This window comes from Rothia sp. ZJ932, from assembly GCF_016924835.1.
Classification (GTDB): Bacteria; Actinomycetota; Actinomycetes; order Actinomycetales; family Micrococcaceae; genus Rothia.
Genome location: NZ_CP070480.1, coordinates 869,933 through 884,231 on the forward strand (window position 1 = coordinate 869,933; position 14,299 = coordinate 884,231).

A 14,299-nucleotide genomic window follows, 5' to 3' on the forward strand; every position below is an offset into this window, starting at 1 on the left:
AACTTGTTGCTGGGGGAGGGCTATCGGGTGCTGTTATGACACTTATCTATGTCGTAATCGGGATTGCTTTCTGGAGTTTGGTAGGCTTTGTCCTCGATAGGCTCTTTAGCACTCATTTTTTTATCTGGGTAGGAGTTCTCTTAGGAGCCGTTGGCGGTTTCTACTTGGTGTACTACCACATGACCCACACTCAAGAACGAGAAAAATAATTTTCTCTGACATAACTTGATAAAACTTACAGCTGTCTGCTCTGGTAACAGCAGCATGCGTAGCAGGAAAGGAACTTGCCTTGATTTCAAACGGGCTAGTAGTAGCGGCATACACCCCGCCCACTGTGGATGATATGCATCTACCCGATTTCTTCCAGATTGGTTCGTTTGGCTTCGGCAAGCAGATGCTGCTGGTGCTGCTCTCGGTCGTCATTGTTGCTGGCTTCTTCATGTGGGCTGGACGCAAGCGCGCAATGGTGCCTTCACGCGCACAGTTCCTAGCTGAATCGGGTTACTTGTTCACTCGTAACTCCATTGCTAAGGAAATGATTGGCGTACACCACTTCAAGCCCTTTGTTCCCCTGCTCTTCACCTCATTCTTCTTTGTCTTGGTGAACAACCTTTACGGTTCAATTCCCGTCCTTCAGCTTCCCAGCTTCTCGCACGCTGGTAGCGCTTACGCACTTGCTGGCATCGCCTACATCTCGTGGATTGTCGCCGGTATCAAGGCAAAGGGCCTGGGTCAGTTCTTCAAGGATATGACCATGCCTTCAGGCGTTCCTCCGTTGCTACTTGTTATCTTGATTCCGATTGAGCTGTTGTCAAACCTGGTGATTCGCCCTGTCACTCACGCTCTGCGTCTGTTCGCAACCATGTTCGGTGGTCACATCGCTTTGATGGTTGCCTCGTCGCTGACTGCCTACCTGGTCACTGAGGTAGGTGGCGCCACCGCAGTAGTCGGTCTGGCATCAGGCTTCCTGGGTATCTTCCTCTTCTTCCTGGAGCTTATGATTCAGGTTATCCAGGCATACGTCTTCACCCTGCTCTTCGCGGTCTACATCCAGGGCGCAGTCGCTGAAGGTCACTAAATAAAGATTTTCTCGCGAGAAACCTTTTTCGTGGAGAATAAAGCAACCCGTCACCCGCGGGTCAACAAACCCTCAAAACTACATCTAGAACACAACACATACAGTGTCATGAAGACACAACAGTTCTAGATGCAATCGAAAGGAAACACAATGGAAATCGCTGGTTCATTGAGCGCAATTGGTTACGGTCTTGCAACCATCGGTGGTGGCATTGGCGTAGGCATCATCTTCGCAGCTTACTTCACCTCAGTAGCTCGCCAGCCCGAGTCGCAGCGCACCTTGCAGCCCATGCTGTTCGTTGGCTTCGCGCTGGTTGAAGCACTCGCAGTTCTCGGTTTCGTGCTTGCACTGATTAGCTAGTCTGATTAGCAAACACGTCCACACCAACTAGAGAACAGGAAAATTCCCCATGTCACATTTGATGGCAGCTGCAGAGGGTCACGCTAACCCCCTCTTTCCCAACCCTTGGGAAATCGCCATTGCCGCCATTGGGTTCCTGCTGCTCCTTGGCATCGTCATCAAGTTCGTTGTCCCGATGTTCGAAAGAATTTATCAGGACCGAAAAGAAGCTATCGAGGGCGGTCTCGCCAAGGCTGAAAAGGCCCAGGCTGAGGCTGCAGCGGCTCGTGATGAGTACAACCAGCAGCTCGAAAGCGCTCGTCTGGAAGCTCAGAAGATTCGTGAAGAAGCTCGTGCAGAAGGCGAAGCTATTCTTGCAGACTTCAAACAGCGTGCAACCGTTGAAGCTACCCGCATCACCGATAACGCTCAGAAGACTATCGAAGCAGAACGCGCAGCAGCGTTGACCTCACTTCGTGCTGAGGTTGGCACCCTGGCAACAGTTCTTGCAGGCAAGATTGTCGGCGAATCCCTGAACGACGATGCACGCTCAAACCGTGTAGTAGATCGTTTTCTTGCTGACCTTGAAACCGAACAGCAGAGTGTAGGTGCTACTCGGTAATGACAGGAGTATCGACTGAATCACTGAAAAAGGTTGAAGCAGCGTTGCAGACAAATGCCTCGCAGCATGCCGCTTCACTGGCTGAGGAACTCTTCGCAGTCGTTGATGTTATCGACCGCGATGGCACCTTGCGTCGAGCACTAATTGATCCTTCCCGCGAGATTGAATCTCGCACTGGAATCGTCAAAGCAGTCTTTGCAGGCAAAATCTCAGACTCCGCTTTGAACGTTGTGGCTGAAGCAGTATCACAGCGTTGGAGCGAAGAACGAGATTTGGCAGATGCTCTTGAAACCGTAGCAACTTTGTCAGCAGCTATTGCTGCAGAGTCACGCGGGGGAGTTGAGGCACTGGAGACAGTCGTCAATAACCTGCTGATCTTCATCAACACTGTGAACACTTCGGCTCAGGCTCAGGAAGCACTCGTCGATGGTCGGGCAAGCAATGAAGCAAAAAAGAAGCTGGCGATTTCACTGGGCGGCACCAACGTTGCCCCTGAATCTCAGCTTCTGCTGGAACGTGCTGGCGCGCGTCCGCGCGGTCTCACAGCAGCCCGCGTCGCACAAAAGTTCGTGGAAATCATCGTCAAGCGTCAAAACCGCTGGATCGCCCGTGTTACCGCGGCGCGTCCGCTGTCTGAGGCTCAGATCGTGAAGCTCCAGAACGCACTGAACAAGGTATACAACAAGAACCTTAAGCTCGATATCACTATCGACCCCGCGGTTGTTGGTGGTCTTCGTGTTCAGGTCGGAGACGAAATTGTAGACGGTACCGTCTCAACCAAACTTTCTGAGCTCGATCGCGCAGTAGCGTAACAAACGCATCTGTCTTGATGCAGACGGTGATTTAGTAGATACAACGGTTTGTTCTCGACCGGTTAGTGGATAATCACCAACCCGTCAGAGAACACTCACGCAAGATTCGGTCTGTGTATACCGTTGATAAAACCGTATACCAGCCACAAATTAGGAGAGCAGGACACAAGATGGCCGATTTGACCATCAACGCCGATGATGTCCGTAATGCGCTGAATGACTTCGCGGCGTCTTACGAACCCGGCAACGCAGAACGTGTTGAGGTAGGTCGCGTTGCAACCGCATCAGACGGTATCGCACGTGTTGAGGGCCTTCCCTCAGTAATGGCTAATGAGCTGCTTCGCTTTGAAGACGGCACTTTGGGCCTGGCACAGAACCTTGACACCCGTGAAATCGGTGTAATCGTCCTTGGCGATTTCACCGGTATCGAAGAAGGTCAGGCAGTTCACCGCACTGGTGAAGTACTGTCTGTACCCGTAGGTGACGAGTTCCTCGGTCGTGTAGTTGACCCCCTCGGTCAACCCATTGACGATTTGGGTCCCATCAAGGCTGAGGGACGCCGTGCATTGGAACTCCAAGCACCCGGTGTTACCCAGCGTAAGTCAGTTCACGAACCGCTCCAGACCGGTCTCAAGGCAATCGACGCCATGATCCCGATTGGTCGCGGTCAGCGTCAGCTGATTATTGGTGACCGTCAGACCGGTAAAACCGCAATTGCGGTTGACGCGATTTTGAACCAGAAAGCTAACTGGGCTTCAGGCGACGTCAACAAGCAGGTTCGTTGCATCTATGTTGCAGTGGGTCAGAAGGCATCAACTATTGCCGCAGTACGTACCACCCTTGAGGCGCAGGGCGCTTTGGAGTACACCACCATCGTGGCGTCTCCTGCATCCGATGCTGCAGGCTTCAAGTACCTGGCACCTTACACCGGCTCGGCTATCGGCCAGCACTGGATGTACGGTGGCAAGCACGTTCTGATTATCTTTGATGACCTGTCAAAACAGGCAGAAGCCTACCGTGCAGTGTCACTGCTGCTCCGCCGTCCTCCGGGTCGTGAAGCATACCCCGGCGATGTCTTCTACTTGCACTCTCGTTTGCTCGAACGCTGTGCAAAGCTCTCAGACGAGCTGGGTGCAGGTTCTATGACCGGCTTCCCAATCATTGAAACTAAGGCAAACGACGTTTCAGCCTTCATTCCGACCAACGTTATTTCGATTACCGACGGTCAGATCTTCTTGCAGTCAGACCTCTTCAACGCGAACCAGCGCCCCGCAGTAGACGTGGGTATCTCGGTGTCACGCGTTGGTGGTGCGGCTCAGACCAAGGCAATGAAGAAGGTTTCAGGTACCTTGAAGCTCGAACTTGCTCAGTACCGCGCAATGGAAGCATTCGCTATGTTCGCATCTGACCTTGATGATGCCTCAAAGCAGCAGCTGACCCGTGGCGCACGTCTGACTGAGCTTCTGCGTCAGCCCCAGTACACCCCCTACGCGGTTGAAGAACAGGTTGTTTCAATCTGGGCTGGTACTTCAGGTCACCTGGATCACCTCGAGGTCTCAGACGTTCTTCGCTTCGAAGAGCAGTTCATCGACCACCTGCGTCGTACCACCAACGTTCTCGACAACATCGGTGCAACTGGTAAGCTCGAAGACGCTGATAAGGATGCACTTGAGGCGGCGGTTGCTGAGGTCAAGCGTGACTTCCGCTCAGAGGGTTCAAGCCACCTGGTTGATGCGGGTCATGAAGAGTTCAAGCCGGTTTCAGACGCAGAAGTGTCACAGGAAACCATTGGTTAGCGATTAGTTTCTGAAAAATAAGCTTTCGGGCTTTGTCGAGAAATCTCAAAGCCCGAAAGCCTACAGAAACAGAAAGGAAGCTTCATGGGAGCCCAGATTAGGGTTTACCGTCAAAAGATTGCTTCAACATCGTCGATGAAGAAAATCTTCAAGGCGATGGAGATGATCGCAACCTCACGCATCAATAAGGCTCGTCGTAACGCTAACGCCGCTAGCCCCTACGCAAATGCTTTGACCAAAGCGGTTACTGCTATCGCAACTCAGAGCTCAATCTCGCATCCGCTCATCAACCAGAGCGTCAACTCCCGCCGGTCGGCAGTGTTGGTTCTGACTTCTGATCGCGGCCTTGCAGGTTCTTACTCAGCCTCCGTGCTGAAGAAGACTGAAGGTTTGATTGAGAAGTTGCGTGGTGAAGGACGCGAGGTTCAGCTGTATCTTGTAGGTCGTAAGGCAAAGTCATATTTTGATTTCCGCGAGCGTTCCTATGAGAAGGCGTGGGAGGGTAACACCGATGCGCCCGAGGTCCAGACCGCAGTTGATATTCGTGATGCGTTGCTTGAAGCCTACGCTCGTCCCTTTGAAGAGGGCGGCGTTGACGATCTTCACATCGTGTACACCGAGTTCATCTCAATGGTTACCCAGGAAACCAAGATTCTGCGTCTGCTGCCTCTGGCAGTGAGCGATGCCCGTTCAATGGGCGAAGAAATCGTTCCTGGTCACCGTCTTGAAGATGATGAGTTCAAGCAGAACTCAGCCTTCGACTTTGAGCCCAACCCGCAGGATGTACTCGATGCGCTGATGCCTCGATACATTGCGTCTCGCCTTTACGCTTGCCTCCTTGAAGCAGCAGCATCCGAACTGGCATCTCGCCAGCGCGCGATGAAGTCAGCGGGCGATAACGCTGATGAGCTCATCAAGAAGTACAAGCGACTGATGAACAACGCTCGTCAGGCTGCGATTACTCAGGAGCTGTCAGAAATTGTGGGTGGCGCGGACGCGCTGGCCTCATAACCTGAAACTACCTCAACAACAAACTTTAATCTCAACCAGGTAAGTGAGAGAAATGACTGCCACTTTGAATGAATCGGCTACCCAGCCGACTGGCGGCGCTACTGGTCGCATTGCCCGTGTTATCGGGCCTGTGATTGACGTAGAATTCCCCGCCGGTCAGGTTCCGGGTGTCTACAATGCACTCACCGCTGACCTCACCGTCAACGGTCAGACCCGCAAAATTACTTTTGAAACCGCACAGCACCTCGGTGATTCACTGGTTCGTGCGATTTCACTGCAGGCTACCGACGGTCTCGTCCGCGGTCAGCACGTAGTAGACACCGGAGCACCTATCACCGTTCCCGTGGGAGATGCCGTCAAGGGTCACATCTTCAACGTTCTCGGTGACGCACTGGATGTTTCCAACGATGAGATCAAGGCTGATACTTACTGGCCGATCCACCGTTCAGCACCTAACTTTGCTGATCTTGAAGGCTCCACTGAAATGTTGGAGACCGGCATCAAATCCATCGACCTTCTGACCCCTTACATCAAGGGCGGTAAGATTGGTCTGTTCGGTGGTGCTGGTGTTGGTAAGACCGTTCTGATCCAGGAAATGATTACCCGTGTTGCTCGTAACTTTGGTGGTACCTCAGTGTTCACCGGTGTTGGTGAGCGTACCCGTGAAGGTAACGACCTCTGGGTAGAAATGGAAGAGGCAGGTGTTCTTAAAGACACCGCACTCGTCTTCGGCCAGATGGATGAACCCCCTGGAACTCGTCTGCGCGTTGCGCTGACCGGTCTGACCATGGCGGAGTACTTCCGCGATGTTCAGAACCAGGATGTTCTGCTCTTCATCGACAACATCTTCCGCTTTACTCAGGCGGGTTCTGAGGTCTCAACCCTTCTGGGTCGTATGCCTTCAGCTGTGGGTTACCAGCCCAACCTGGCTGACGAAATGGGTCTGTTGCAGGAACGCATCACCTCAACCCGCGGTCATTCGATTACCTCGATGCAGGCAATTTATGTGCCTGCGGATGACTACACCGACCCGGCACCTGCAACCACCTTCGCACACTTGGATGCAACCACCGAGCTCAACCGTGACATCGCGTCCCGTGGTCTATACCCCGCGATCGACCCCTTGACCTCGACCTCACGTATTCTTGACCCCCAGTACATCGGGCAGGAACACTACGACACCGCTATTCGCGTCAAGGCGATTCTGCAGGAAAACAAGGAACTCCAGGACATCATTGCGATTCTTGGTGTTGACGAGCTTTCCGAAGAGCAGAAGGTCGTTGTGTCACGTGCACGTCGTATCGAGCAGTTCCTCTCACAGAACACCTACACTGCTAAGCAATTCACCGGTGTTGAGGGTTCAACTGTTCCGCTCAAGGAAACCATCGAGTCCTTCCAGATGATCTGTAACGGCGATGTGGATCATATCCCCGAGCAGGCCTTCTACAACATCGGTGGTATGGACGACGTCATGCGCCGTTTTGAGGAACTCAAGGCACAGACTGGAGCTAAGTAATCATGGCTCTCAAGGTAGAAGTTGTATCACGCGAAGAAACCGTGTGGACCGGCGAAGCTAAGTATGTTCGTGCTCGCACCACTGAGGGCGACATGGGCATTATGACTGGCCACGTTCCTACCTTAGCTTTGCTTGCTGAAGACGGCGAATTGTTGGTTGAAGCAATGAACGGTGAGAAGTTTACTGCTCGCCTGCACGAGGGTTTTTTGACGGTGTCAAATAACCGCGTGACTATTGCAGCAACCGCGGCGACTGTCTAGTCTCTGACTAAAAAATGAGCGGCACTTCCCTTTCAAGGGAAGTGCCGCTCATTTTGTGGTGTGTCTAAAAGTTACTGCCGTGGTGCGGGGAAAATTAGAAGAGTCGTGACTCCACATCGTCTACACCGCGCATAGCGTCGTAGTCCAAGGTCTGGCAGCGGATGCCGCGGTCTTCGGCAAGAGTACGGGCCTGTGGTTTGATGCGCTGGGCAGCAAAGACGCCCTTGACAGGACGCAACAGGGGGTCGCGGTTAAGTAGTTCCAGATAGCGGGTGAGCTGTTCAACACCGTCAATATCACCGACGCGCTTGAGCTCGATAGCAACGGTAGCGCCGTTGGCGTCCTTCGCCAGAATATCGACAGGACCAATAGCGGTGGGGTACTCCCTACGAACCAGGGTGTGACCTGCGCCGAGTACCTCGATTTGCTCAGCCAGTAGGCGCTGTAAATCAGCCTCCACACCGTCTTTAATCAGCCCGGGGTCAATACCAAGATCGTGTTTGACCTCCTCAAACTTCTCGTAAACCTTAATGACGAGCCTGTCATCGGTTTTTGCCGCTTGTACACGCCAAAGCTCAATGACTTCAGCATCAACGTCCTCACCAATTTCGGTGTCCTCAAACTCTTCGCGAGTGGCGATATGAAGACGCGCCGGTGGGCTCATCCAGTTGAGCGGCTTATAAGAGCCGCCGTCTGAGTGAATAAGCACCGAGCCATCATTTTTCACCATAAGTAGGCGCTTGGCACGGGGTAGGTGGGCGCGCAGGCGACCTTCGTAGTCTACGGAACATGTTGCTATTACTAGTTGCACCGTTCAACTCTAACGCACGGGTATTGAGCAGCTCTAGTTCATGCGGGGTAATCTCAGCTACCCGCTGCTACCGAGCGGTAAAAAAGTATGGGAAAATGTTCAGCATGCCCAGAAGATCACCCAAGCCGCGCTCGTCCTCTAACCTGAGCAAATGGCAGAAGCCAAGACCTACTGGTGGGCGCGATATCTCGCGTATTCTCGACCCCCTGCCCACAGTGGAATCTGCCTGGGATGGAGACTGGTTTATTGCTCACATTCCCGCAGTCAATGCTAAGAAAACCTATAAGTGCCCAGGATGCAATGGTTCCGTTAAACCGGGTGTTGCACATTTGGTGGCGTGGCAGGAAGATCATCTTTTTGGTAAAGAGCGCGGTATTGAAGAGCGCCGTCACTGGCATCAAAAATGTTGGAATACCCGCCGCAAATACTAGGTGCTCGGTATAAATACTTGTGAAAACGCGTCCTTGCTGGTTGGAGCAAGGACGCGTTTTTTACGGATCTATCTGCTGGTGGTCTAATGTGGCTAGCGTTGGATACCTACCTGCGATCTTGAACCGGTATGAAGACCTCTCGTACCAGAATCAGTAGGGAGGCGGCTACCGGAATAGCGATGATTGCTCCGAGTACTCCCCACAGGGCGCCGCCGGCTGCTACAGCAATGATGGCAAGCCCGCCGGGAACTGCCACTGCTTTTGACATGATGCGTGGGGAAATCAGGTACGCCTCAATTTGCAGGTAGATGATGTGGCAGATGGCAAAAAGAAGAGCTGTTTTCCAGCTCACCACGAGACAGACGAGCGACACAAAAATCATGGCGGTGACCCCACCCACCAGGGGGATAAATGCGAGAATAAGCACGAACAGCGCTAGGAGCTGGGGGAAGGGCGCTTGGATGATCAGCATAACAATGAGCGCGAAGCTTGCATTGAGCACAGCAACCAGCGCCTGCCCCGCTACGTATTGACCGACGGAGTGTGTGATTTTCTCGGTCAGGTCTTTGACGCGCGGACGCCGAGACGCTGGCACCAGGCGAACACCCCAGCTTTTGATGATGGGTAGTGAGGCGAGAAAGTAGATTGAGAGAATAGTGACGATTAGAATGCCCGTGCCAATTTCAGCGATGGTTGATCCGGCACTGATGAGTCCGTTGAAGAAACCGCTCATGACGTTGGAGTCTTGGGTGAGGTGGGCGAAGAAGTCTTGCACTCCGTTATCAATGTAGGAGCGTACTTGGAACTGCTGATCTAAACGGGTGAAGAAATCGGAATTGAGGAAGGTCTCGAAGGTGTCGGGAAAGTCGTTGATGAAGGAAACAGCCTGCTTGCCGACGACAGGCACCGCGTAAACGATGAAACCAGCCACGACCAGTAAAAAGGCGCCAACGACGGTGGCAACACTGGCAAGGCGAGGCAACCCCCAAGCGGTGAGTCTCTGAACCAGCGGCTCTAAACCCAGCGCAATGAAAACGGCACCTGTTACCCAGCCAGCTAATGCGCCTATGTTACTGAAGGCAAACCAAATGATGAGGGCGGCACTGACACCCGAGGTTGCCCAGAAACCGAAGTAAAAGGGGTTGGCAATGGTGCTTGATGCAATGTACTCGCGAGGTGTACTCTCTAGGCTTTCGGGTTTTTCGGGGAGCAACTGGGCGTGTTCTTCTTGGGGTGCAAAGCGAGGTTCGGGGGCGTGGGAGAGCGAACTGCGGTGCGCATGACCCTCCTTAACCTTATTTTTTACTTTGCGCGCTATATGCGAGCCTTTCTTGCGAAAAGATGCCCCGGCGTTCATGGTATGCTCCTGAATTTTTCCCTCAATAACGGTTATAAGTCTAACCCCTGCACCCGGTAGTTACGCTGCTGGCTTGATGGTTGCCTTGAGCTTCTCGGAGGAGCTTTAGAATGGAGCTGAGAGAACACTGACCAATTTTTATGAAAGGGTGTTTTGATGACTCAGCCGACCCAACCTTTACCCCAACAGCCGCAGACACCGATTCCCGCTTCTGTACGCGGTGCCTACGACCTCTCCCAAGCACAAGCTGCTGCGCCTTCGCCTGAACCTGCGGCAGAACCCAGCTGGCGTTTTGATGTTGAAACCCCAGAGGATTTCCAAAAGTACGTTCAGCTCTCTCAGCAGGGCGCGGTAATTTTTGCCCTGTGGGCTGAACACTCACCGGCGTCCAAAGAAACTCTTGAGATTCTTGAACGCACTATTAATACTGCCGGGGGCAATCTTCTACTGGCAGCTGTGGATATTGTTAAGTTGCCCGAAATCGGTCAGGCATTTCAAATCCAGGGCGTGCCGGCAGCTATTGCTGTGATTGCTGGTCAGCCCGCGCCCATGTTTAACTCTCAAGTAGGTGAAGAGCAGATTCTTCAACTGCTGCAGCAGGTTTTGCAGCTCTCCGCCCAGCACCAGCTCCCCGGTGGTTTTGAACCTCACGGTGGGGAAGCAGAGAAGCCTCTGCCGCCGCTGCATCAAAAAGCTGTAGATGCTATTGACGCTGGGGACTTTGCTGGTGCCCGTGATGCCTATACTCAGGCTCTCAACGAGAACCCCGGTGACCGCGATGCCAAGATTGGGCTGGCACAGGTTGGTTTGCTGGAGCGCGTGGGAGATTTGTCGTTGGCGGACGCGCGTGCTGCCGCGGCTGCCAATCCCACTGATGTTCAAGCAGCCTTTAACGTGGCTGATCTTGACGTCACCGGCGGTCATGTTGAGGACGCTTTCAACCGGTTGATTACGCTGTTCAAAGCAGTAGATGCAGAGCAGAAGAATACTGTGCGTGAGCGTTTGCTAGAACTATTTGACGTGGTGGGGTCTGACGATCCCCGAGTGAAGAAAGCCCGCGCTGATTTGATGATGGCTATCTTCTAGTAAAGCTGGCATATTATTGCCCGGATAACTTCATGACCCGCTACCGACCGACAGTAGAAACTGCCCCGGTCGATAGCGGGTTTTGTGCTCTTGCGGGCGCGGTCACCGCTTTTATAGTAATGTGATTTACATGAGTGATATAATCCCGGAACCTTTAAGCAATGACCAGAATAAAGCTGACTACAACCGCTACGAGACCGAACAGGTAGCCCCCGACTCAAACCTCTCGGTAGGTGCAGCGCCCGCGCGTCCGCCCGTGACGGAAACCCCTGTGACGCCTGAAACAACAGAACCCAGCTCACCTGCAGTCTCAATCTCGGGATTGGTCAAAGTATTCGGTGATAAGGTCGCTGTCGATGGCATCAACTTGGTCGTACCCCGAGGCTCTTTTTACGGACTGGTGGGGCGCAACGGTGCGGGTAAAACCACCACCCTCTCTATGGCTACCGGTATGCTGCGTCCGACCCAGGGCCAGGTACACATCGGTGGAATTGATGTGTGGCAGCAACCACTGGATGCTAAAAGGCGCGTGGGCGTTCTTCCTGACGGGGTGTATCTCTTTGACCGCCTCACCGGTGAACAGCTCATTACCTACGCGGGGCGTCTGCACGGTTTGGACGCGCAGACCGTCACCGAACGAACCGCTGACCTTCTGCGGGCTATGGATCTAGAAGAAGCAGCTGGACGCGTCGTTGCCGACTACTCTGCGGGCATGACCAAGAAAGTTGCGCTCGCTGCGGCTATGATTCATGCGCCCTCGGTACTGGTACTCGATGAGCCCTTTGAGGCGGTTGATCCGGTTTCTGCCTCGAATATTCAAGATATTCTCAAAGCCTTTGTGGTACACGGAGGCACCGTTATTCTTTCCTCGCACGTCATGGATCTGGTGCAGCGCCTGTGCGATCACGTTGCCATTATGAACGACGGACGTATTCTGGCAGCAGGTACCACCGAAGAGGTGAGCCAGGGTCTCAGCCTGGAGGAGCGCTTTATTTCGCTGGTGGGTGGACGCCACGAGGCGGGGGAGGGTATCTCATGGTTAAGATCCTAACCTCTTTGAAATGGGAGTATTTCAAGGCCTCGTTCCGCAATAATATCTGGTCTTTAATCGGTGCAATTTTCGGTGGCTTGTACGCTTTGGGCGCTCTCATCGGTTTCGGTGCTGGCGCTGTTGCCGCAGGCAGCAGCCGTGAAGCAATTTTTATCTTCCTGATTCTTTTTGGCTCTGCTCTGGCACTATTATGGTGGACGGTGCCAGTGGTTGCATCGGGTGCCGATGCCACTTTAGACCCCGACCGTCTGGTGCCCTACCCTCTGACCACTCGTCAGCTGCAGTGGGGGCAGTTTTGGGGCGGTTTTATCGGCTTGCCGGGGTTCATCACCCTTGCCTTTATCGCGGTGGCTACCGTTGCCACCGTGAGACATCCGCTCGTTGCTTTAAGCTACCTGCTGGTAGCACCTGTAGCGGTGCTACTCATTATTTCTTTCTCTCGCTTCATCACCCTGGTAAGTCTGCGTTTGCGCTCTAACCGCAAAACCGCTCAAATCATGAGTGGCGTTGCTTTTGTTCTTCTGATAGGTTTGGGTCCTATTTTTATGGGACTAACTAACCTTCTGTCAGCGGTATGGGATCAGCTGCCTACTATCGCGCGCGTCCTAGGATTTACTCCGTTAGGTGCCCCCTGGGCGGTGCCCGCCCACCTTGCCGTGGGCGATTATCTGTTGGCGGGGTTGAGCCTGGTTCTGGCTCTTATCTACACTGCTGTTGCTTGGTGGCTCTGGCACAGACAGCTAGCTCTGACGATGGTAAATGTGGGGGCATACTCTGGCAATACCGCTAGCAAAACGGTGAACCGCGGCAGTATTGGTCTGCTGGGTGTTTTCCCCGCAACTGCCCGTGGCGCTATCGCAGCCCGCACGGTGCTTACCCTGCTCAAAGACCCGCGCCCAAGCTTGCACGTCATTATGGTGCCGGCACTTTATGTTATCTTCTCGGTGACCGGGATCAACAGCGATGACCCCTTTGTAAATCCGGTGGTTCCCTTCCTTGTACCGGCAATGGCAGGTTATGTCTACGCCTATCTGGTCTCTTACGATAACTCTGCATTCTCTATGCATGTGCTTGCCCCTCTGCGCGGTATTGATGACAGGCTGGGGCGTGCCTACGGTTTGATGCTCGTGTTAGGCCCGATGATTCTCATCGGAACCACCGCCTACATGCTAATCATACATAGCATTACCTACCTACCGATTGTGCTTGCCATGAGCATCATGATGTTCCTCAACGGTATTGGTATGGGCGCTTTACTTGATATGGTGCTTTCCATACCCACGCCACCACCGGGCACCAGCCCCTGGAAAAGCCAGCGCAACCCAGACGGTGTTGCCAAAAGCTTTGTGCAGATGGGCTTTACTATCTTGCTTTTTGCTACCGCCCTCCCCAGCAGCGGCTTCTGGATTGCGTACGCCGTTACACAGAACCCCCTGTGGAGCTGGATTGGTGTTGCCTTTAGCCTGATTTTTGGTCTTGCCTTCTTCTACCTCGGTATCACCATCGGCGCAAAACGCTTTGATCGGCATTCGGCGGACGCTCTCCAGCGGGTGAGTCGCAAAGCCTAGGGTAGGGGGGCAGGGCAGCTTTTTTAGCTCCTCATCATCCCTTAGACTGAAACTGGAAAGACCTCACAGACAAGGAGCATGCCAGTATGTCATCTATTCCCGGCGTTGAAGACCCTTTCGCACCGAGCACCTCAGGCGGTACCGCCGTCCTAGAACGCGAAGAGACCCAGGCTGCTGAGCCCGGCGACCACGAGCGTTTTTCACACTACGTGCGTAAAGAAAAGATTATGGAATCAGCCCTCACCGGTGAGCCGGTGCGTGCGCTCTGCGGCAAAATCTGGACCCCCGGGCGTGATCCTGAGAAGTTCCCCGTTTGCCCCCAGTGCAAAGAGGTGTACGAGGGTCTAGCACCGGGTAAGGATGACGAGCAGTAAGCTCCCCAGACCCAAAGAGCAAAGAAAGTACCGCCTGACGGCGGTACTTTTTTCTTCCTGCAAAACACTATCACTGTGAAACCCGCGATATTCTCACGAATACTGCGGTAACTATCCAGAGACAAAGAAACAGTGTGACTTTCTGCTACCCACTGGGGGTGGGCAAGCGCGGCATACGGGGGCTAGA

Annotated in this window: 15 protein-coding genes; 13 read left to right on the forward strand and 2 right to left on the reverse strand. The window is 53.5% G+C overall.

Going from position 1 to position 14,299, the window contains the following annotated elements; translation table 11 throughout:
- Positions 1–289 precede the first annotated feature (289 nt).
- From atpB to JR346_RS04045, 8 genes are all read left to right on the forward strand, one after another.
- A complete protein-coding gene (atpB, locus tag JR346_RS04010) occupies positions 290–1,078 on the forward strand; it encodes a F0F1 ATP synthase subunit A (RefSeq protein WP_239478672.1) in 789 nt (262 codons plus the stop codon).
- Positions 1,079–1,228: 150 nt separating this feature from the next.
- A complete protein-coding gene (gene atpE, locus JR346_RS04015) occupies positions 1,229–1,438 on the forward strand; it encodes an ATP synthase F0 subunit C (protein ID WP_204876885.1) in 210 nt (69 codons plus the stop codon).
- A gap of 49 nt (positions 1,439–1,487) precedes the next feature.
- Complete coding sequence (locus tag JR346_RS04020; protein ID WP_204876883.1) at positions 1,488–2,039, forward strand: F0F1 ATP synthase subunit B; 552 nt, start codon at positions 1,488–1,490, stop codon at positions 2,037–2,039.
- Positions 2,039–2,851: a F0F1 ATP synthase subunit delta gene (locus JR346_RS04025; protein ID WP_204876881.1), complete on the forward strand. Its 813-nt coding sequence runs from the start codon at positions 2,039–2,041 to the stop codon at positions 2,849–2,851. The genes JR346_RS04020 and JR346_RS04025 overlap by 1 nt, the downstream gene beginning before the upstream one ends.
- A 170-nt stretch (positions 2,852–3,021) precedes the next feature.
- Positions 3,022–4,647 carry a F0F1 ATP synthase subunit alpha gene (gene atpA, locus JR346_RS04030; RefSeq protein ID WP_204876879.1) on the forward strand — a complete coding sequence of 542 codons (1,626 nt, stop codon included), beginning with the start codon at positions 3,022–3,024 and terminating at the stop codon, positions 4,645–4,647.
- A gap of 84 nt (positions 4,648–4,731) precedes the next feature.
- Positions 4,732–5,658 carry a F0F1 ATP synthase subunit gamma gene (locus JR346_RS04035; protein WP_205483443.1) on the forward strand — a complete coding sequence of 309 codons (927 nt, stop codon included), beginning with the start codon at positions 4,732–4,734 and terminating at the stop codon, positions 5,656–5,658.
- Positions 5,659–5,710: 52 nt separating this feature from the next.
- On the forward strand, positions 5,711–7,174 hold the full coding sequence (gene atpD, locus JR346_RS04040; RefSeq protein WP_205483445.1) for a F0F1 ATP synthase subunit beta: 1,464 nt from the start codon (positions 5,711–5,713) through the stop codon (positions 7,172–7,174).
- A gap of 2 nt (positions 7,175–7,176) precedes the next feature.
- Positions 7,177–7,434, forward strand: a complete 258-nt coding sequence (locus JR346_RS04045; RefSeq protein ID WP_204876866.1) for a F0F1 ATP synthase subunit epsilon — start codon at positions 7,177–7,179, stop codon at positions 7,432–7,434.
- A 94-nt stretch (positions 7,435–7,528) separates the two neighbouring features.
- Here JR346_RS04045 and nucS read toward each other — a convergent pair whose 3' ends face one another.
- Positions 7,529–8,245, reverse strand: coding sequence for an endonuclease NucS (gene nucS / locus JR346_RS04050; RefSeq protein ID WP_204876864.1), 717 nt, complete (start codon positions 8,243–8,245; stop codon positions 7,529–7,531).
- A 104-nt stretch (positions 8,246–8,349) separates the two neighbouring features.
- Here nucS and JR346_RS04055 point away from each other — a divergent pair, with 104 nt between their 5' ends.
- Positions 8,350–8,676 (forward strand): ATP/GTP-binding protein, encoded by a 327-nt coding sequence (locus JR346_RS04055; protein WP_205483447.1) that lies wholly within the window; start codon positions 8,350–8,352, stop codon positions 8,674–8,676.
- Positions 8,677–8,782: 106 nt separating this feature from the next.
- Here the strand turns inward: JR346_RS04055 and JR346_RS04060 are convergent, their stop codons facing one another.
- Positions 8,783–10,033, reverse strand: coding sequence for an AI-2E family transporter (locus JR346_RS04060; RefSeq protein ID WP_205483449.1), 1,251 nt, complete (start codon positions 10,031–10,033; stop codon positions 8,783–8,785).
- Between the two features lie 156 nt (positions 10,034–10,189).
- Here JR346_RS04060 and JR346_RS04065 point away from each other — a divergent pair, with 156 nt between their 5' ends.
- The 4 genes from JR346_RS04065 to JR346_RS04080 all read left to right on the forward strand — a co-directional run bounded on the left by JR346_RS04065 (position 10,190) and on the right by JR346_RS04080 (position 14,112).
- On the forward strand, positions 10,190–11,119 hold the full coding sequence (locus tag JR346_RS04065) for a tetratricopeptide repeat protein (RefSeq protein ID WP_205483451.1): 930 nt from the start codon (positions 10,190–10,192) through the stop codon (positions 11,117–11,119).
- A 130-nt stretch (positions 11,120–11,249) separates the two neighbouring features.
- Positions 11,250–12,170 carry an ABC transporter ATP-binding protein gene (locus JR346_RS04070; protein ID WP_205483453.1) on the forward strand — a complete coding sequence of 307 codons (921 nt, stop codon included), beginning with the start codon at positions 11,250–11,252 and terminating at the stop codon, positions 12,168–12,170.
- Positions 12,155–13,738 carry a hypothetical protein gene (locus tag JR346_RS04075; RefSeq protein ID WP_204876854.1) on the forward strand — a complete coding sequence of 528 codons (1,584 nt, stop codon included), beginning with the start codon at positions 12,155–12,157 and terminating at the stop codon, positions 13,736–13,738. The genes JR346_RS04070 and JR346_RS04075 overlap by 16 nt, the downstream gene beginning before the upstream one ends.
- Positions 13,739–13,824: 86 nt before the next feature.
- Positions 13,825–14,112 (forward strand): DUF3039 domain-containing protein, encoded by a 288-nt coding sequence (locus tag JR346_RS04080; RefSeq protein WP_204876853.1) that lies wholly within the window; start codon positions 13,825–13,827, stop codon positions 14,110–14,112.
- Positions 14,113–14,299 lie beyond the last annotated feature (187 nt).